This is a genomic window from Sphingomonas sp. NFR04, assembly GCF_900114095.1.
In the GTDB taxonomy this organism is placed as follows: Bacteria; Pseudomonadota; Alphaproteobacteria; order Sphingomonadales; family Sphingomonadaceae; genus Sphingomonas.
In genome coordinates, this window is the sequence record NZ_FORV01000004.1 from 430,956 (window position 1) to 450,882 (window position 19,927).

14 protein-coding genes are annotated in these 19,927 nt (G+C 68.7%); 6 read left to right on the forward strand and 8 right to left on the reverse strand.

All coding sequences use genetic code 11. The features are described 5' to 3' along the window. The first annotated feature begins 59 nt into the window (after positions 1-59). Genes BM009_RS14435 through BM009_RS14450 form a run of 4 tightly spaced genes read left to right on the forward strand, consistent with a single transcriptional unit; the run spans position 60 to position 6,506 of the window. Entirely contained in the window at positions 60-2,360 is a 2,301-nt protein-coding gene (locus tag BM009_RS14435) for a TonB-dependent receptor (protein WP_093297218.1), read from the forward strand. Between the two features lie 2 nt (positions 2,361-2,362). After that, positions 2,363-3,418 carry an N-acetyltransferase DgcN family protein gene (locus tag BM009_RS14440; protein ID WP_093297219.1) on the forward strand — a complete coding sequence of 352 codons (1,056 nt, stop codon included), beginning with the start codon at positions 2,363-2,365 and terminating at the stop codon, positions 3,416-3,418. Beyond that, positions 3,406-4,545 carry a hypothetical protein gene (locus BM009_RS14445; RefSeq protein ID WP_093297221.1) on the forward strand — a complete coding sequence of 380 codons (1,140 nt, stop codon included), beginning with the start codon at positions 3,406-3,408 and terminating at the stop codon, positions 4,543-4,545. The genes BM009_RS14440 and BM009_RS14445 overlap by 13 nt, the downstream gene beginning before the upstream one ends. 2 nt (positions 4,546-4,547) lie before the next feature. Continuing rightward, a complete protein-coding gene (locus tag BM009_RS14450) occupies positions 4,548-6,506 on the forward strand; it encodes a serine hydrolase domain-containing protein (RefSeq protein WP_139216626.1) in 1,959 nt (652 codons plus the stop codon). Positions 6,507-6,513: 7 nt separating this feature from the next. On the opposite strand, the gene BM009_RS14455 is transcribed toward BM009_RS14450, so the two are convergent. From BM009_RS14455 to BM009_RS14465, 3 genes are all read right to left on the reverse strand, one after another. Further along, entirely contained in the window at positions 6,514-7,002 is a 489-nt protein-coding gene (locus BM009_RS14455) for a metallophosphoesterase family protein (RefSeq protein ID WP_093297224.1), read from the reverse strand. A 5-nt stretch (positions 7,003-7,007) separates the two neighbouring features. Further along, positions 7,008-7,838 (reverse strand): aldo/keto reductase, encoded by an 831-nt coding sequence (locus BM009_RS14460; RefSeq protein ID WP_093297378.1) that lies wholly within the window; start codon positions 7,836-7,838, stop codon positions 7,008-7,010. Between the two features lie 247 nt (positions 7,839-8,085). Further along, positions 8,086-9,189, reverse strand: coding sequence for an LLM class flavin-dependent oxidoreductase (locus BM009_RS14465; RefSeq protein ID WP_093297226.1), 1,104 nt, complete (start codon positions 9,187-9,189; stop codon positions 8,086-8,088). A gap of 24 nt (positions 9,190-9,213) precedes the next feature. Here BM009_RS14465 and BM009_RS14470 point away from each other — a divergent pair, with 24 nt between their 5' ends. Next, positions 9,214-10,317, forward strand: a complete 1,104-nt coding sequence (locus tag BM009_RS14470) for a Gfo/Idh/MocA family protein (RefSeq protein WP_175488028.1) — start codon at positions 9,214-9,216, stop codon at positions 10,315-10,317. On the opposite strand, the gene BM009_RS14475 is transcribed toward BM009_RS14470, so the two are convergent. The 4 genes from BM009_RS14475 to BM009_RS14490 form a co-directional block, all read right to left on the reverse strand. After that, the gene (locus tag BM009_RS14475) at positions 10,299-11,525 is read right to left on the reverse strand and encodes an MFS transporter (protein ID WP_093297228.1); all 1,227 of its coding nucleotides are present in this window, start codon (positions 11,523-11,525) and stop codon (positions 10,299-10,301) included. The two genes, BM009_RS14470 and BM009_RS14475, sit on opposite strands and share 19 nt — an antisense overlap. Continuing rightward, positions 11,506-13,749 (reverse strand): TonB-dependent receptor, encoded by a 2,244-nt coding sequence (locus BM009_RS14480; protein WP_093297229.1) that lies wholly within the window; start codon positions 13,747-13,749, stop codon positions 11,506-11,508. The genes BM009_RS14475 and BM009_RS14480 overlap by 20 nt, the downstream gene beginning before the upstream one ends. 561 nt (positions 13,750-14,310) lie before the next feature. Continuing rightward, complete coding sequence (locus BM009_RS14485) at positions 14,311-16,806, reverse strand: ABC transporter permease (RefSeq protein ID WP_093297231.1); 2,496 nt, start codon at positions 16,804-16,806, stop codon at positions 14,311-14,313. Beyond that, positions 16,803-17,504, reverse strand: a complete 702-nt coding sequence (locus BM009_RS14490; RefSeq protein WP_093297233.1) for an ABC transporter ATP-binding protein — start codon at positions 17,502-17,504, stop codon at positions 16,803-16,805. Before BM009_RS14490 ends, BM009_RS14485 begins: the two co-directional genes overlap by 4 nt. Positions 17,505-17,554: 50 nt before the next feature. On the opposite strand from BM009_RS14490, the gene BM009_RS14495 reads away from it, so the two are divergent. Next, a complete protein-coding gene (locus tag BM009_RS14495; RefSeq protein WP_093297235.1) occupies positions 17,555-18,160 on the forward strand; it encodes an arylesterase in 606 nt (201 codons plus the stop codon). 114 nt (positions 18,161-18,274) lie between these two features. Here the strand turns inward: BM009_RS14495 and BM009_RS14500 are convergent, their stop codons facing one another. Then, the gene (locus BM009_RS14500; protein ID WP_175488029.1) at positions 18,275-19,906 is read right to left on the reverse strand and encodes an amidohydrolase; all 1,632 of its coding nucleotides are present in this window, start codon (positions 19,904-19,906) and stop codon (positions 18,275-18,277) included. Positions 19,907-19,927: the final 21 nt, after the last annotated feature.

Below are 19,927 nucleotides of genomic sequence, written 5' to 3' on the forward strand. Positions count from 1 at the left end.
ACTATTCTCTGATCAGGACACTAGCATCCTAATCAGCAAATTACATAGGGAGAGCTGCCATGAGGAGCATCCGTCGGACCGCAACGGCCAGCAGTGTCGTGGCGCTTCTCACGGCCGGCGCGGCTGCAGCGCAGTCGCTTCCCGAAGCGCGGCAGGACGGCGCGGGCGCTGCCGACGAGATCATCGTCACGGCGCAGAAGCGCGAGCAGACGCTGTCGCAGGTGCCGCAATCCATGTCGGTGCTGGGCGGCGAGGCGCTGGAGCAGCGCCAGGCGCGCAGCATCGCCGATTATGCCGCGCTCGTGCCCGGGCTGTCGTTCGAATCCGGCAATCCCGGAGAGACCCGCGTCGTGCTGCGCGGCATCAACGCAGGCGGCGCCAGCCCGACGGTTGCCGTCTATCTGGACGACACGCCCTTCGGTTCGAGCACCAGCCAGACCAATGGCGCAACGCTCGCCGGCGACTTCGACACCTTCGACATCGAGCGGCTGGAGGTGCTGCGCGGGCCGCAGGGCACGCTGTACGGCGCGAACTCGCTGGGCGGTGTCGTGAAATATGTCACCGTCGCGCCGAAGCTGGGCGAATGGCAGGCGCGCGGGCAGGCGGGCGTCGAGACGGTGAAGGGCGGCGATATCGGCTATTCGGGCAACGCCGTGCTCAACGTGCCGCTCGGCGACAAGATCGCGTTGCGCGCGAGCGGCTTCTATCGCCGGACCGGCGGCTATATCGACGCGATCGGCCTGCGGGACGACAACATCAACCGGGCCGACAGCTATGGCGGCCGCGCATCGCTGCTCGTCCAGCCGACGGATCGCCTGTCGCTGCGGCTGACCGCGGTGCTGCAGAATATCGACGTCGAGGGGCGCAACGCCTTCGACGCGGACCCGGCGACGCTCAAGCCCATCACCGCCGACCCGTTCACCGGCGCGCCCACCGGCGGCGGCGAGGTGCGCTACCAGCTGTTCCCGGACCGGAACCGCGTCCGCTATCGCCTCTACACCGGCACGCTCGCCTACGACTTCGGCGTCGCGACGCTCACGTCGGTGACGAGCTACAGCCGCCAGGTGGCAACCGACCGGAGCGACGTCTCGTACAACGACGTGGGCGACGGCCTGACGCTCGCCCAGCTTGCGTCGGCGGGGGTGTTCGGCCTGTCGCCGGATGCCTATGGGATCTATTATCCCAATCAGTCGACGCAGAAGAAATTCACCCAGGAAGTGCGGCTCGCATCCAATGGCACGGGGCGGGTGGATTGGCTCGTCGGCGGCTATTTCACGCGCGAGCCCGGGCAGCTCTACCAGCGCTATTTCCCCTACGACAATGCAACGGGCAGGGCCGTTACGCCGGTACCGGCAATCCCTGGCTTTTCCGATCTCGCGCTCGCGCAGCTGGATTCGGTCTACAAGGAATATGCCGGGTTCGGCAGCGCGACGGTGCATTTCGGCGACCGGTTCGATCTCACCCTCGGTGGTCGCTACAGCCATAACGACCAGCGCACGACGCAATTGCTCGACGGCATCCTGTTCGGCGGCCGATCGGAGAGCCGCGTTACCTCCTCCGAAGGCGTGTTCACCTGGTCCGCCGCGCCGCGGTTCGAGTTCGCGCCGCACAGCGAACTCTATGCGCGCGTCGCCAAGGGCTATCGTCCGGGCGGGCCCAATGTCGTGCCGCCCGGCGCGCCGGCCGATTACCCGACCAAGACCGATGCCGACACGCTGATGAGCTATGAGGCGGGCATCCGCGCGGAGACAGCGGACCGCAGCTTCGGCATCGATCTCTCGGCCTATTATCTCGATTGGGACAAGACGCTGATCATTGCCACCTTCCAGTCGGACGCCGGCCCGATCACCGCCGACGCCAATGGTCGCGGTGCACGGGTGCACGGCTTCGAGGCGACCGCGACGCTGCGGCCGATCCGCGGCTTCACCGTGACCGCGACGGCCGCCTATAATCACTCGCGGCTGCGCGGGGATACCGCCAATGGCGGGCTCGACGGCGACCAGCTGCCGTTCGCGCCGCGCTGGAACGCCAATGTCTCGGCGGAATATCGCTGGGACTGGGGCGATGCGAAACCCTATGTCGGCGCGGATCTCTCGATGGTCAGCGACCGGCCCGGCAATTTCGATGTGGCCTATCGCGACGCCTATGGCCGGCGGCTGACGTTCGACGGCTACAGCACTGCCAGCCTGCGCGCGGGCGTCGCACTGGGCCGCTTCGACCTTTCGATCTACGCCCGCAACCTCGGCGATTCGCGCGGCCTGGTCGCCGCGGGCACGTATCGGACGCGGCCCAATGGCGGCATCGAGGTCAGCCCGATCCAGCCGCGCACCTTCGGCGCGACGCTCGGCCTGGGCTTTTGAACATGGCGGTTGCGACCAGCGCGGCAATATGGCCGGCCGCGCCCGCAGTGCATGTGCTGGAAGCGCCTTATCTGCTGTTCCTCGGCGATGCCGTGGAGCCCGGTTTCGCCAAGACGGCGCTGGGGCTGCGCGACTGGGCGGGCGACAAGTGCCTGGCGGAACATGCTTTGCCCGCCGCGACGGTCAGCACCGGCCTGCCGCGGATGTCCCCCGCCCAGGCGGCGGCCGCAGGCGCGCGGTCGCTGGTGATCGGCGTGGCCAACCAGGGCGGCGTCGTCCCGGAGTCCTGGCTGCCGGCGCTGCTCGACGCGGTGGCGGCGGGCCTGGATATCGTCGCGGGGCTCCATACCCGGCTGGCGGAGATCGCGCCGCTCCGCGAGGCAGCGGCGCGGGCGGGGGTTCGGCTGATCGACGTGCGCGTGCCGCCGGCGGGCCTGCCGATCGCCAGCGGCGCCAAGCGGACCGGGCGCCGGCTGCTGACCGTGGGCACCGATTGTGCGCTCGGCAAGAAATACACGGCGCTGGCGATCGCGCGCGGCTTGCAGGCACGGGGCATGGACGCGCGCTTCCGGGCGAGCGGGCAGACCGGCATCATGATCGCGGGGGAAGGCATCGCCATTGACGCAGTGGTTGCGGATTTCGCCACCGGCGCGGCGGAGCTGTTGAGTCCGAATGCGCCCGCGCAGCATCTGGATGTGATCGAAGGCCAGGGCTCGCTGTTCCATCCCGCCTATGCAGCGGTGTCGCTGGCGTTGCTGCACGGCAGCCAGCCCGATCTGTTCGTCGTCTGCCATCAGCCGGGGCGTTCGCAGATCCTCGGAACGCCCGGCTATGCCGTGCCGCCGATCGAGGCGGTGATCGCGCAGACGATCGCCTTGGGGCAGCTGACCAATCCGGCGATCCGGTGCGCGGGCATCAGCCTCAACACGGCGGGGATGGGCGCGGACGAGGCGGCGGAGGAGATCGCGCGGACGTCCCAGCGGCTGGGGCTCCCCGCCGCCGATCCGATCCGCGGCGGCGCGGCGTTCCAGCGCCTGCTCGATGCATGCGCGGCCTGAACGCCATTGCTGCCGACCGCCTTCGGCGGTTCGTGCTGCCGGGACTGGCGTTCAAGGCCGTGGTGATCGGCGGCGGCTATGCGACAGGGCGCGAGCTCGCCGAATTCTTCCTGCCCGCCGGACCCTGGGGCGGGGTGCTGGCGATGCTGCTGGCGACCCTGATCTGGAGCGTCGTCGCCGCGGCGACCTTCCGCCTCGCCCATGCGATCGGCGCGCGCGACTATCGCACCTTCTTCCAGGCCTTGCTCGGGCGCGGATGGGTGGCGTTCGAGGCGGCCTATGCGCTGTTCATCGTCGTCGTTCTCGCGGTCTTCGGGGCGGCGGCGGGGGCGATCGGTGCGGCGGTCCTCGGCGTGCAGCCCCTAGTTGGCACGCTGGCGCTGCTGATCGGAATCGTCGCCTGCGTTGCCTGGGGCAATGCCAGCGTGGAACGCGTGTTCCTCTGGGTCTCGGTACTGCTCTATGCCACCTATGCGCTGTTCCTGGTGCTTGCGCTGACGACCATCGGAGACCGCATCGAGGCGGCCTTCGCGGCGGCGGATGGCCCCGCCGCCGGCTGGGCGCTCGGCGGCGTCACCTATGCGGGCTACAACATCGTCGGCGCGGTGATTGTCCTGCCGGTCACGCGGCATTTCCGCTCCGGCCGCGACGCGGTGATCGCGGGCGCGATCGCCGGGCCGCTCGCGATGCTGCCGGCCCTGCTGTTCTTCGTCTGCATGACCGCGTTCCTGCCGGAGATCGCCGGTGCGGTGCTCCCGTCGGACCATATGCTCGTCCGGCTCGGCCACCCGCTTTTCCACCTCGGCTTCCAGCTGATGATCTTCGCCGCGCTGCTCGAAAGCGGGACCGGTGCGGTGCATGCGGTGAACGAGCGGATCGCGCGGGTACGCGGCCGTGCCGGTCTGTCGCCCGGGGCGCGGGCGCTGCTGGCGCTGGCGTTGCTGGCGCCGTGCATGTTGCTGGCCGAGCGGGTTGGTCTCGTCGGCCTGATCGCGGGCGGGTACCGCCTGCTCGCGGCGCTGCTGATCCTGGTCTACGTCGTGCCCTTGCTGGTCGCGACGCTGCTGCGGCGCGGCGCAGCCGAACACATGATCCCGCAACCCGCGCCAGGCGAACCGAGAGGATGAGGATGAAGAAGCCCCTGATAGCGCTGCTCGCGACGCTTCTCGTCGCAGCCACGCAGGTGACGCCGCCGCCGGTCGCGCCGCCCGCGGCGCCCGCAGCGCATGCGGCACCCGCACCGACGGTGCCGGCGCCGACGCCGCAGCTCACCGAGGCGGACGTCGGGGCCTGGCTCGACGGCTACATGCCCGCGGCGCTCAAGGCCGGAAAGATCGCCGGTGCGCAGGTCGCGATCGTCAAGGACGGCGCGGTGCTGTTCGAGAAGGGCTATGGCTATGCGGATGTCGCGGCGAAGACGCCGATGGATCCGCGGCGTTCGCTGATGCGCATCGGGTCGACTTCGAAGCTGCTCACCTGGACCGCGGTGATGCAGCTGGTCGAGGCGGGCAGGATCGACCTCAACGCCGATGTGAACCGCTATCTCGATTTCCGCATCACTCCGCCGGGGCGGCCGGTGACGATCAACGACCTGATGCAGCATCGCGGCGGCTTCGAAGAGGGGCTGAAGGACTTGCTCGCGAGCGATCCCAAGCTGCTCAAGACCACCGAGCGCTATCTGAAGGAGAATACGCGCCCCTTCCTGTTCGCCCCCGGCGAGGCGCCGGCCTATTCCAACTATGGCGTGGCCCTGGCCGGCTATATCGTCCAGCGCGTCTCGGGCGAGCCGTTCGAGGCCTATGTCGCCCGTCATATCACCGGGCCGCTGGGCATGGCGCACACGAGCTTCGCGCAGCCGCTGCCGCCGCAGCTCGCGCCCTTGGCCGCCAAGGGCTATGCGACGAGTGACGGGCCGGCGCAGCCCTATGAGCTGGTGGGAACGGCACCTGCGGGCAGCGTGGCGACCACCGCCGACGACATGGCGCGCTTCATGCTGATGCAGCTGGGTGGCGGCAGCTATGGCGGCGCGACCATCCTGAAACCCGCGACCACCGCCTTGCTGCACCAACCCTCGACGCCGCCGGTGCCGGGGTTCGACACCATGGCGCACGGCTTCTTCTGGATGACGCGCAACGGCACGCCGGTGATCGGGCATGGCGGCGACACGATCGTGTTTCACACCGATCTGAACCTGTTGCCGGAAAAGAAGGTCGGCATCTTCGTCAGCTTCAGCAGTCGCGGCGAGAACGACGCCGTGTACGGCGTGCGCGAACGGCTGTTCGACCTGTTCATGGACCGCTATTTCCCCGCGTCGCCCGTGCCGATGCAGCCGGCGATCGCAAGCGCCGCGCAGGATGCGCAGGCGCTGGCCGGGCATTATGAGAGCACGCGCCGGGTCGAGACGGGGTTCATCAGCCTGTTCTATCTGCTGCAGCAGGATCAGGTGACCGCCAACCCGGACGGCACGATCGGCGTGTCGTCGATCGAGGGCAAACGCTTCCGGGAAGTCGCGAAGGGCCTTTGGCGCGAGGTCGATGGCAACCGCCTGCTGCGCGTGACCGAACTCGGCGGGCGCCGCGCGATCGTCGACAGTCAGAACCCGGTGGGCGTGCTGCAGGCGGTGCCCTTCTCCCGCAATTCCACCGTCTTCCAGTCGATCCTCGGCCTGTCGCTGCTGGTGCTGGTATTGGCGGTGCTGATGTGGCCCGTCGGATGGTGGATCCGCCGGCGCTTCGGTGCACCACCGGCCGCGACGGGCCGTGCGGCATCGGCACGCCTGCTGGTGCGGGTCGGCGCGATCGCCGATCTGGCCTATCTGGCAGGCTGGTATGCGATCCTCGCGCCGATCCTCGGCCAGCATGTCGACGCCTATAATGCCACCCTCGACACGCCGATCCGCCTGCTCCAGATCGCCGCGATCGTGCCGGTCGCCGCTGCCGGCGTCGGCGTGTGGAACCTCGTCGAGATGTTCCGCCAACCCTTTGGCTGGGGCATGCGCGTGCGTGCTGCGCTGGTGGCGCTGGCGCTGCTCGGCATCCTCTGGGTCGCGGCGGTAGCGCACCTGATCGGGTGGAGCCTCAACTATTGAGCACGGGCTAGTCGTCCGAAAGCAGCTGCGCCAGCGAGACTGGCCGGAAGCCGTGCGCATCCACGCCGACGTCGAACTGGCGCAGTATCGGCTTGAGCTTGCCATGGCTGTGCCCGTGCAGGTTGATGGCGCGACGATGTTGCCCGTTCCAGCTTCGGAACGGATAATGGCAGAGCACAAGCGACCGTCCGTCCACCTCCAGCTCGGCATAGTCGCCCACGCTCGACCATCCCGCGGCTTCGCCCGTTGCGGGCGGATCGTTGTTGCCGCGGAGCAGATGCTTGACGCCGTGCAGGCGGGCAAGCAGCCCGGGCACATCGGCAGGACGGCGCGCGACGTCCCCCAGGTGCCACACCGTATCGCCCGGACCTACCACCGCGTTCCACCCGGCCACCAGTGCCTCGTCCATCGCCGCGACCGTCGCGAAGGGCCGACGATGGATGTTGATCGTCCGGTGGTCGCCGAAATGCGTATCGGCGGTGAAGAACAGCGCCATCGCGTTCAGAGCATCTCGAGCGGGCGACGCGCTCCCGGGCGCGGGAAGGCGGCGTCGAGGGCGGCGAGGTCGTCCTGCGACAGCACGAGATCGGCAGCCGCGCGGTTCTCGCGGACATGCGCCACCGTTCCCGCCTTCGGGATGGCGATCACGTCGTCGCGGTGCATCGCCCAGGCCAGCGCCACCTGCGCCGGCGTCGCGCCGATCGTCTCCGCCACCCGGCGGAGCGTGGCGTTCGACAGCAGGCGGCCCTGCTCGATCGGGCTATAGGCCATTACCGGAATATGGCGTCCGTCGAGCCAGGGGAGCAGGCTGTGCTCGGGACCGCGACGCGTCAGGTTGTACAGCAGCTGGTTTGCGGCGCAGCCATTGCCGCCGGCGGCGATCAGTTCCTCCATGTCGTCGACATCGAGGTTGCTGACGCCCCAGTTGCGGATCTTGCCCGCCGCCTGCAGCGCCTCCATCGCCAGGACGGTTTCGCCGAGCGGCACGCTGCCGCGCCAGTGCAACAGGTACAGGTCCAGCCGATCAGTGCCGAGCCGCCGGAGGCTGTTCTCGCACGCGACGGCGAGACGTTCGCGTCCGGCATTCTGCGGGTAGGCCTTGCTCACCAGGAACAGCTGGTCGCGCACCGTGCCGAGTGCCTCCCCGATCAACGTCTCGGCCGCGCCATCGCCATACATTTCGGCGGTATCGACCAGCGTCATGCCGAGGCCGACGCCCTCGCGCAGCGCACGGATCTCGTCGTCGCGCTGCGCCGGTCGCTCGCCCATCCTCCACGTGCCCTGGCCCAACGCGGGCACCTGATCGCCGCCGGGTAATATGACCGTTCGCATCGCGCTCTCCATCCGCCTCGCCGGTCAACGTCCCGAGGAAGCTTGTGGCTGCATCACCCGGATCGGCACCCTGTGGAATGACCACCCTGTGATTTCGGCGTCGCCAGTCTGCTGGGCCGGCCGCTAAAGACAGGTAACAAAAGCCAGACGGCGCATTCTGCGCCCTTCGCCACTCGATGCTGGCTGCGCATCTCCGGACTTTGCCAATGCTGACCAAGGCCAGGATTCGAGTTCGATTTGAGTCTGTTCATCCAAGTCGCTGATGTTCCAGCTTCGGCAGTACATGCCTCGCGAACAGGTCGGCTTCGGCGGCATGCGGATAGCCGGAGAGGATGAACGCCTCGATCCCTAGCGCGCGATAGGCGTTGAGCTTGGCCAGTACCTGATCCGGATCGCCGACTATTGCTGCGCCGCAACCGGAGCGGGCGCGGCCGATGCCGGTCCAGAGATTGTCCTCAACATAGCCGTCGCCCGCCGAGGCCTCGCGCAGTTCGGCCTGGCGGCGCACGCCGGCCGACTGGGCGTCGAGCGAACGGGCGCGGATCGCCTCGCCTTGCGCCGCGTCGAGATGCGACAGCAGCCGGTCGGCGGCGGTGCGCGCCTCCGCCTCGGTCTCGCGCACCACGACATGGACGCGGTAGCCGAAGCGCAGCGTCCTGCCGCGCTTGGCGGCGCGGGCGCGCAGGTCTTCGAGCGTGGCGGCGACGGCCTCCATCCGGTCCGGCCACATCAGATAGACGTCGGCGCCTTCGGCTGCCGCCTCACGCGCATCTTCCGACAGGCCGCCGAAATAGAGCTGGGGCGCGCGGCCCGAGACGGTCGTGATCCGCGGCGGCTCTACCTTGAGCTGCCAGAACTCGCCCTGGTGATCGAGCGGCTGGCCGTTCAGCAGCGTCTTCAGGATGTGCATCGCCTCGATCGTGCGGCGATAGCGGGGGGCGGAGGCCAGCGTCTCGCCCGGCAGGTCCGAGGAGATGATGTTGACCGCCAGCCGGCCGCCGAGGATCCGGTCGATCGTCGCGATCTGGCGCGCGAGCTGGGGCGGCCAGCTCTCGCCAACGCGCACCGCCATCAGCAGTCGGATGCGGCGGACCAAAGTCGCGACCGCGGCGGCGAAGGCGGTGGTGTCGATGCCCAGCGCATAGCCCGAGGGCAGCAGGATGTTGTCGAACCCGGCGCTTTCCGCCGCCAGCACGATGTCGCGGCAATGCTCCCAGCTGGAGAGCAGGCGCGGATCGGGCTGGCCGAGGAACTCGTAATCGTCGTCGCACAGGGCGGAAAACCAGCTCACTTCGCAGGGGGGAAGTTGTTCTTGCTTGCCGGATGCGTCGGTCTGGGGATGGGTGGTCATCGTTCAAAGCCTCTGGAGAAGAGTATGGCGTCGCGAATTCGGTACGGTCTGGTCGGGTGCGGGATGATGGGGGTGGAGCATATCCACAACCTTGCAATCACGCCGGGGGCGGAGCTGGTGGCGATCGCCGATCCGGTCGAGACCTCGCTGGGCTGGGCGCGCGAGGCGCTGGGCGGCAAGGCGCAGGACGTGACCGCCTATCGCGATGCCGAGGCGCTGGCCAAGCATGACGGGCTCGACGCGGTGATCGTCGCCAGCCCGAACTTCATCCATCGGGAGACGGTGGCGCCGCTGTTCGATGCCGGGCTGCATATCCTCTGCGAGAAGCCGCTGGCGACGACGATCGAGGATGCGCGCTGGATCGCCGACCGCGCGGCGCGGCATGACGCCGTGTTCTGGACCGCGATGGAATATCGCTACATGCCGCCGGTCGCCGCGCTGATCGCCGGCGTGCATGGCGGCGAGATCGGCCGGTTGCGCATGCTGGCGATGCGCGAGCACCGCTTCCCCTTCCTGGTGAAGGTAGGCGACTGGAACCGCTTCGCGCGCAACACCGGCGGCACGATGGTGGAGAAATGCTGCCATTTCTTCGACCTGATGCGCTTCATCCTCCGCTCCGAGCCGGTGCGCGTCTATTGCTCGGGCGCGCAGGACGTGAACCATCTGGACGAGCGCTATGACGGGGCGACCCCGGACATCGTCGACAATAGCTTCACCACCGTGGATTTCGCCGACGGCACCCGCGCGCTGCTCGACCTGTGCATGTTCGCGGACGGGGCCGAGGAGCAGGAGGAGATCGTCGCGACCGGTGATATTGCCCGGCTCGACGTGAGCATTCCGGGCAGCGTGCTCACCCGTTCGCCCCGCACCGGCTTCGGCAACCCCAAGGCGCCCGAGAAGCGCCACATCGAGGTGGATGCTGCGGCGCTGGCGGCGGGCTCGCACCATGGCTCGACCTACTACCAGCATCAGGCCTTTGCCCGCGCGGTGCGGGGGCAGGGGCCGGTAGAGGTCACCGCCGAGGACGGGCTGAAGGCCGTCGCCATCGGCATGGCGGCGGAGATCAGCCTTCGCGAGCGTCGGGTGGTCGACATGGCCGAGCTGCTGGGTCAGCCCGCGTCCGCATAGGCGGTGCGCGGGAGGATCCAGCGCACCAGCAGCGCGCCGGCGAGATAGGAAAAGGCCGCGATCCAGAACATCGGCGCATAGCCATGGCCATTGTCGAGCGACCAGCCGGCCAGCTCGAGAATGGCCATGCCGGCGAGGTTGCCGGCAAAGGCGCCGATGCCGATCACCGATCCGACGCGGCTGGCGGGAATGATGTCGGTCGCCAGCCCGAACACGTTGGTCGAGAAGCCCTGGTGCGCGAACAGCGCCAGACCGAGCAGCAGGGCGGCAAGCCAAGGGTTGCTCGCCACCAGCACCAGCGGGATCGGCAGCACGAGCAGCGCGTAGCCGAGCAGCGTGGTGTGCCTGACCCGCTCCGGGGCCCAGCCGCGCGCGAGCAGCCAGCCCGGCACCCAGCCGCCGCTGATCGCGCCCAGCGCTGCGAGGCTGTAGGCCAGGGCCACGGGAAGGCCCAGCGCACCTTGCTCCAGCCCGAATTGGCGGTGGAACAGGTCCGGCGTCCAGAACAACAGGAACCACCAGACCTGGTCGCTCAAAACCTTTGCGACGGCGATGGCGAGCGTCCGCCGGTCGCGCAGCAGGTGGAGCCAAGGCACGTCGGAGCGCGGTCCGCGCACGCTGGCGGCAGCGGGGACATAGCGCAGCCACACCGCGACCCAGAAGAGGCCCAGCCCGCCGGCGATCAGGAAGCTGCCCTTCCAGCCGACCCACAGCGCCAGCGCCGGGATCAGCAAGGGGGTGAGGATCGCCCCGAAATTGGGCGCAGTGTTGCCGATGCCGAGCGCGCGGGAGCGCTCGGCTGGGGGGAAGAAGGTGGCGGCGGACTTCACCGCCGCCGGGGTGCCGATCGACTCCGCCGCGCCCAGCACCGCACGCGCCGCGACGAACTGGGTGACCGTGGTGGCGAAGGCATGCGCCATGCCCGCGATGCTCCACACCGCCACGCCCAGTGCGAAGCCGCGCTGCAGCCCCACCCGGTCAAGAAACCAGCCGGTGCCGAGAAAGGCCAGCGCCGCCGCGAACTGGAACGCCGAGGCCATGTGCGCATAGTCGCGGTCGGTCCAGTGGAACTCGCCCTGTAGCATCGGCTTGAGCAGCGCGAGGATCTGCCGGTCGACATAGTTGAGCATCACCGCGCCGAACACGAGCGCGAGGATCGCCCAGCGACCCTGCGCCCCGGCGGTGCTGTCAGTAGCGGATGCGCGCATTCAGGCCGACATAGCGATCATTGTCCCGCGGCACGTAACGGACCACGCCCGCGGTGGTGCCATAGACGAGGTAGTTGGAGTAGTGCTGGTCGAGGATGTTTTTCACCAGCGCGCGCAACTCCCAGCGCTCGCCGCCGATCAGCGCGATGCTGGCGTTCCAGATGCCATAGGCGGGCTGGATCGTGTCCGGGTTCTGGGTGATCGCGTACTGCGTCTTGCTCTTGTAGCTCGCGTCGGTCTGCAGCTCGACCGCGAGGCCGTCGGTGATCGGCAGCTTCCACGCCGCGCCGCCGCTCAGCTTCCAGTCGGGGGCGAAGGGCAGGGCGCCGCCGTCGATCGAGGTGCAGGTGGTCGCTGCCGGGCAGTTGAAGTGCTGGATATGCGCGTCCGTGCGCGCCACGGCGAAATTGAGCGTCAGTCGGTCGGTCGGCCGGGCATTGAGGTCCGCCTCGACGCCCTTGGTCTGCACCTTGCCTGCGTTGATCAGGCGGGTGACGATCGCGCCGAGATAGGTGTCGGTGAAATTGGCCTGGAAGCCGTCATAGTTGGTGACGTACGCCGCGATCCCGCCGCTCACCCGCCCGCCGAACAGGCTGCCCTTCAGGCCCACTTCGTAGCTGGTCGAGGTCTCGGGCGCGAGCGGCTGGGTGTCGAACGCCTGCATGTTGAAGAAGACATTGTAGGCCGGGCCCTTATAGCCGCGCGAGAAGGTGAAATAGGTGTTGGCGTTGGGCGCCAGCTTGTACTGGACGCCGGCGCGCGCGCTGTAATCCACCCGGTCGGTCTTGCCATTGCTGGCGAAGCTGGGGCGGATGCCCGGAACGCCGGTCGCGGTGTCGGATGCGCGCTGGTGGAAATAGCTGAGTGAATCATGGATCAGCCGCCCGCCCGCGATGAAGGTCAGCTTGTCGGTGGCGTGCAGGTTCGCCTCGCCGAACAGCGCGTGGTTCTGCGCGCGGATGCCGTAGTTCGCCACGCCGTTGTTGGTCACCGGCGCACCGCCGATCAGCTGGGTGACGCTGCGCTGGTAGCGCTCGTCGGTATCGGCCGAGAGCAGATAGGCGCCGACGACATAGTCGACCAGCCCGCCCTGGGGCGAGGCGAGGCGGATCTCCTGCGAGAACTGGTCGAAGTCCACACTGCCGTCGTCGCGCCCTTGCGGGAAGCCCGTGGCGAGGACCGCGCGCGCATCCCAATCCGGCGTCTGGCGGTTCTTCCATTCGCGATAGGCGGTGATCGAGGTGAGGGTGTAACCGCCGCCCAGCCCCCAATCGAGCGTGATCGAGCCGCCATAATTGCGGTCGCGCACCTCGGCGTCGAAATTGGTGTTGACCCGGGTGTTGTTGGCCGAGGGCGTGATGCCTTCCTGGGTCAGCAGGCCGGCAAGGGTTGCGTTCGGCGTCACCACGCCGGTCGGATAGGCGACGCGCGAGGAACTCACATAGACGCCCTGCGGGGTATCGTCGCGATTGTAGAGATAGTCGCCGGCAAAGGTGATCGTGACGTCGTCATTGGGCTTGGCGACGATCTTGCCGCGCACGCCCCAGCGGTCATAGCCGTTCACCCAGTCGCGGGTGCCGACATTGTACACATTGCCGCGATAGGCGGCGTAGAGCCCGCTCAGCGTATAGCCAATATTGCTGGTGATCGGGCCCGAAACCGTGCCCTTGATGCGGCCCTCGCCGCCTTCGTAATAGCCGCCTTCGAGCGAGCCCGTCTGCGTCTTGGTCGGGGACTTGGTAACGAGGTTGATCACGCCGGCCGAGGCATTCTTGCCGAACAGCGTGCCCTGGGGACCGCGCAGCACCTCGAGATGGTCGAGATCGAGCAGGTCGAGCGTCGCCTGGCCCGGGCGCACCAGCACCACGCCGTCGATCACCGTCGAGACCGAGCTTTCGACCCCCGGCGACGTCGTAATGGTGCCGACGCCGCGGATGAACACGGTACGGTCCTTGTTCGACTGGCCGGTGCGGAAATCCACCGTGGGGATGACGGTCGACAGATCCTGCAGCGTGTTGAGGTTGCGCGAGGCGGCAACGTCGCCGTTCACCACCGAAACGGCGATGGGCACATCCTGCAGATTCTCGTTGCGGAAGCGCGCGGTGACGACGATGTCGCCAGCGCCATCCTTCGCGGGCGCCTCGGCGTCCTGTGCCTGGGCGAGCGCCGGCTGCGCCACCCCCGCCAGCAGCCCCGCGACCATCCAACCGTGCAAGCGCCCCATCCGATCCTCCTTATGTGTTGCGGAGGGTCGTAATTCCCAGCCGCAAGCTAGGAAAATAAGCTTTTGCTTGGGCGTGGCAAAGCAGGCCTTCGCGCGACGGCGAAAACCTTTGCACGCAGGCGATTAGCGGCTGACGGTGCGGAAGCCGAGCTGCAAGGCGGCGAGCGTCTCCTCAATCCCGGATACCGTGCGATATACCGTCACTTGCAAATGTGGGGTGGGCTCGATTCCAAAATAGCTGACGATTCCAGCTCTGTTTAATCTAAACACGCCACGCGAATTTGCCATCCGGCACCCAAAATGCAAATTCGAGAAAGAAGCGGAGGGTGTTTGAATTCTTCGATACGGGCGGTCTTGAATTCAATGATCCCGACCGTGCTTGGGCCCGGCGAGGTGCCTGCATCAGAGGCGCACACGTTCCGGAGCTCGCCCGCTGGCGATGGTGAAAACTGGGGCGTACCCGCCCTTGCCAGGTGACGCGTCGACGGCAGGTCTCGCCAGAAGCGGACGCCCAGTGTGCTTCCCCGCCGCGCCGCTTCTGCCCGCTTCGGCGACCCGCCGCTACAGGTCGCGAAGCGCCGCGGCGGGCCGGGCGCGAAGGGCAGGGAGGCTGCCGACGATCCCCATGCCGAGGGTCGCCGCCACGGCCGCCGCCACCGTCGCCGCGACAATGTCCCAGCGCGGAGCCCAGGCAATCGCGAATACCTGGGTCACGACATACCATCCCGCGGCCGTGCCCACACCGACCGCCACCAGCACCAGGGCGGCGGCGAGCAGGGCATATTCCAGCGCCTGCGCGCCCAGCACTTGACGGCGGCTGCCACCGAGCAGCTTGAGGATCACCGCATCGTAGCGCCGCGCGCGGGCCGAGGCGGAAACCGCGCCGATCAGCACCGCGATCCCCGCCGTCACGGTCACCGCCGCCGCCGCGCGGATCGCCACCGCGATCTGGCCGAGCACCGCGCCGAGCTGCCCGATGACGTCGCCGACGCGGATCAGCGTGACCGAGGGGAGTGCGGTCCCGACGCTGCGCATGACGGCGCCGTCGCGCCCGGGATCGGCATAGACGCTGGCGAGCAGCCCGTGCGGCGCTTCCTCGATATAGCCGGGCGAGAAGACGATGGCGAAGTTGAGCCCGAGCCCGCCCCAGTCGATCTTGCGCAAGGCCGCGATCCGCGCCGGCACGTCGACGCCGAGCACGGAGACGGTGATGCTGTCGCCGACCTTGAGGCCCAGCGCGGCGGCTGCCTTGTCTTCCAGTGAAACCAGCGGGGGACCGCGATAGTCCGCCGACCACCATCGTCCCGCGACGACCGTATTGCGCGGCGGCAGCGTGGCCGACCAGGTGAGGGTCCGGTCACCGCGCAGCACCCATGCGCCTTCGGGCAACGTCTTCATATCGGCGACCCGTTGACCGCGCAGGGCGACGACCGATCCGCGCAGCGACGGCTGCGTCTCGATCGTAGCGCCAGGGGCGACGCTCCGGACGGCACGGGCGAAGGTCGCTGCGTCCTCCGGCTGGAGGTCGATCGCGAAGAAGCGCGGCGCCTTGGCCGGTGCGGCATTGCGCAGCTCGGCAGTGAGGCTGGCATCGATCACCGCCAGCGCGACGAACAGCGAGAAGCCGAGGCCCAGGGCGACCACCAGACGATCGGTCTGCGCGCCGGGTCGATGCAGGTTCGCGATCGCAAGCCGCAGCAACGGCGTGCGGGCCCGGGGCAGTTTCGAGGCAGTGAAGCGGATGGCCAGGCCGAAGCTCCACAAAAGCCCAATGAGCGCCGCCACTGCACCGACAAAGCCCAGCGCAAGCAGCCGGTCCGACGCGGTCAGCACGGCAAGCGCTACCAGGGCCGCCACCAGCAGCGCCATCAGCCCCAGCACGATCGCCGACGGCCGACGACCCATGCCGAGCGCGTCGCGCAGCAAGGTTGCGGCCGGCACGTCGCGGGCGCGGGCGAGCGCCGGCAGCGCGAACAGCAAAGCCACCAGCATCGCCAGCGAAGCGGCGGTGGCCAGCGGCACCGGATAGAGCGCGAGACGCGGCGGCACCGGCAGCGATGCGCCGACGAGGCTGGTCAGCAGCCACGGTAAGGCGGCGCCGACCAGCAGGCCGCTGCCGATCCCGAGCGCCGAGACGGCCCCCAGTTGCGTAAGGAAGCTCGCCGCAATCGTCCGCGAGGTCGCCCCCAGCACCTTGAGCGTGGCGATGATCCGGGTCTTGCCCGCCAGATAGGCGGCGACGCCGCTCCCCACGCCGACACCGGCAATGGCGAGCGCGGCCAGCCCGACCAGCATCAGGAACTGGCCGAATTGGTCGATGCCGCGCCGCAGCCCGCCGGCGGCACGGTCGCTGGTCCGCGCCGTCCAGCCGGCCCCGGACAGGCGGGCGAGTAGGCGCTGCTGCACCTCGGCTGCGTCCGCAGGCCTTGCGAGCGCGATGCGATAATGGCTCTCGTAGAGGCTGCCGGGTTGCACGAGCGCGGTCGCGTCGAGCCCGGCAAGGTCGACCAGCGCCGGCGGCCCGAGCGTGAACCCCGCGCCGAGCCGATCGGGTTCGTCGGCGATGATCCCGATCACCCGCAGCCATGCCGAGCCCAGCCGAACGCTGTCGCCGGGCTTCACCCCCAGCCGATCGGCGGCTGCTGCGGCTATGGCGATCTCCCGACCCCGCGGGCGGTCGGAAAGCGCGCCCGCCGCGAGCCGGAATCGCCCGACCAGCGGCCACGCCGCGTCCGTTCCGCGCAGATCGATGAGCATCGCGGGGGTGTCGGCGCGCTTGCGCAGCATCGCTCGCATCGACACCGTTTCGGACACGCGGCCCGCTTCTGCGAAGGCGGCAAGCTCCGCCACCGTGGCTCGGCGCTGGGAGACGGTGAATTCGACATCGCCGCCCAGGATCTGCCGGCCGTTCGCGTCGAGCGCGGCGATCATGCTGGCGGCGAGGCTGCCAATCCCGGCCAACGCCGCGGTGCCGAGGAAGAGGCAGGCGATCAGCAGCACCAGCCCGCGGCCACCGCGGCGCAGGTCGCGCAGCGCCAGCCGCCAGGCGATGGTCATGCGCGCGGCCGATCGGTGGCGATGCGTCCGTCGGCGAGCGTGACGACGCGCGCGCACCGCGCGGCGAGCGCGGGATCGTGGGTGATGACGAACAGCGTCGTCGCGCTGGCGGCGTGGCGCTCGAACAGCAGGTCCATGATCGCGGCGCCGGTGGCGGTATCGAGATTGCCGGTCGGCTCGTCGGCGAAGAGCAGGGCAGGGCGCCCGACCAGCGCCCGGGCGATCGCCACCCGCTGCTGCTCGCCGCCGGAAAGCTGCGCGGGATAATGGCCGATCCGGTGCGCGAGGCCGACGGCGGCCAGCTCCGCCTCGGCACGCGCGAACGCGTCGCGCGTGCCCGCCAGTTCCAGCGGCACGGCGACATTCTCCAATGCGGTCATAGTCGGCAGCAGGTGGAAGGCCTGCAGCACGATGCCGATGCGCCCGCGCCGTGCGACGGCGAGCGCATCCTCGTCCAGCGCGGTGAAATCCAGCCCGGCGACCGAGACGGTGCCGCCGCTCGGGCGTTCCAGCCCGGCGAGTACCGCCATCAACGACGATTTGCCCGATCCCGAGGGGCCAAGCAGCGCGACGCTTTCGCCTGCGGAGACGCGCAAGTCGATCCCGCGGAGGATATCCACCCGAGCGGGCGCTCTTCCCAGCGACAGCGAAACATTGCGCGCATCGATCAGCGCGCTATCGGAAGGGAATGATGCCATGGTCACGCCTGAAGCGATATGGAGCGTTGCGGGGGATTGTCCATCTCGCGATGCTGTGGGTCCTGGTATTTGCGTCGAGCGCCCATGCCGCGCCGCGCGCGCCGGTGATCTGGGCGTTCGGGGACAGCCTCAGCGCCGGCTATGGCCTTCCGCCCGCCCTGGGGTTCACCGCCAGGCTGGAGGCGGCGCTGCGCCGTGCAGGCGTGGCGGCAACGGTCCGCAACGGCGGGGTCGCCGGGGACACGGCCGCACAGGCCCGTGCGCGCCTGCGATGGGGGCTGCGGGGACTGGGGACAGCGCCCGATCTGGTCATCGTCGAACTCGGGGCGAACGACATGCTCCGGGGGCTCCCGGTGGCGCAGACCAGGGCCAATCTCGATGCGATCCTCACCGAATTGCGCCATCGCCGCATCCCCGTGCTGCTTGCCGGCATGCGCGCCGCGCCGAACCTGGGGCCGGAATATGTGCGCGCCTTCGACGGCATCTACCCCGCGCTCGCGAAGCAATATGGCGTAGCGCGCTACCCGTTCTTCCTCGACGGCGTGGCCGGCAATCGGGCGCTGCTCCAGGCGGATGGGATGCATCCGAATGCCCGCGGTGTCGATATCATCGTCGGCCGCATCTTGCCCAGCGTGCGCAAGGCGCTGCGCGGATAAGCAGGCTGCGGTGCACTGCCTCCGCGTGGTTATCGGCGTTGCGTTGAGCGCAGCGTCGAACGCTCCGCCCGAGCGCGTGCCGGCACGGAGCGCGGCACGCGAACCCGGTGAGATTCATTCGGTCTTGAGGTTAGGATATTTGACGCCGAGCTGGTCGAGGTAGCTCGGATACTTTTTGGGGTCATAGTAGAACGGCTTCATCTTCGGCCGCAGGCGCTCCATCAGTTCCTGGTTGAGGTGGATCGCCGGCTGATCGCTGGGCGCGACCACCGGATCATATTTCTGGTCCTTGAGCTGCACGTCGCGGAAATAGGCCTTGGCATCGGCGAGCAGCTTGGGATCGGTCATCAGGTCGAGTACCGTCAGCGACACCGCCTTGGCGCCGGCCACCGCGCCCTTGTGCGCGATCGGCGTCGCCATCGCGATCGCGGACAGGACGTTGTGGCCGATCAGGCTGGGAATGTTCGACGGAAAGCGGATGGTGATCGTCGGCACCGTCCACATGATGTCGCCGATATCGTCCGAACCGCCGCCCAGCGAGCGCTCGCGGGTCTCCGGCGTCGAGAGCGGGCCGATCTCGGTCGGCAGCGGCTTTACCGTGCGGCCATTGGCCTGCTGGACCGCCTTGGCGAAGGCCTGGTCGTCCGCGGTCCAGGCCGGCATGCCGATCGCCTTGATGTTGGCATAGGCCGCCTCCGCCATCGGCTTGTTGGCGAAATTGGGCGCGGCATAGCCGAGCAGATGATGCTCCACCGTCGTGCCCGTCGCCTTGGCCGCGGCCTCGGAAATCTCGGTGCCGATCGTGTACAGGTTGCGGACGCTGTCGAAATTCTGCTCGCGGAAATAATACCAGACCGAGGCGAGGTCCGGCACGATGTTGGGCTGGCCGCCGCCGTTGGTGATCACATAATGCGAGCGCTGGGTGACCGGCAGATGCTCGCGGCGGAAGTTCCACGCCGTGTCCATGATCTCGACGCCGTCGAGCGCGCTGCGGCCTTCCCAGGGCATGCCGGCGGCGTGCGCGGTCTTGCCGTGGAAGGTATATTCCACCGAGACCAGCGCGTTGTTGCCCAGGTTGCCGTACGTCGTGCCGAAATCGCTGCTGACATGGGTGAAGATCGTCGCGTCGACATCCTTGAACAGCCCCGCCTTGACGTAAAAGGCCTTGGCGCCGAGCAGTTCCTCGGCAACGCCGGGCCACAGCATCAGCCGGCCGGGAATGTGGTTCTTCTCCATCACCGCCTTGGTGGCGATCGCCGCGGCGATGATCAGCGGCATGCCCGCATTATGCCCCTCGCCATGCCCCGGCGCGCCCGGCACCAGCGGCTTGAGCGTCGGCGAGCCGGGCACCTGCGACAGGCCGAGCAGGCAGTCGACGTCGCTGCCCAGCGCGATCAGCGGCCCGCCGCTGCCCCAGGTCGCGGTCCAGGCGGTGGGCATCCCCGCCACGCCCTTGGTGATGGTGAAGCCGTTCTTGGCCAGGATGCCGGTCAGATACTCCATCGTCTGATATTCCTGGAAACCCGGCTCGGCGAAGCTGAACACCGAATCCACCATTTCCTGCACCAGCTTGGCATGGCCATCGATGTTGGTGACGGCATCGGCCTTCATCTGGGCGAGCTTGGGATCGGCGGCGGCTGCCTGGAGTGCCGGCGGATCGGCGGGACGGGGCGCGGCGACCGCGATCTGGGTGAGCGTGGTGCTCGCGATCAGGGCGGTCGCGAGGGTGCGGGACAACAGGGTCATGGCTGGTCTCTCCTTGGAACG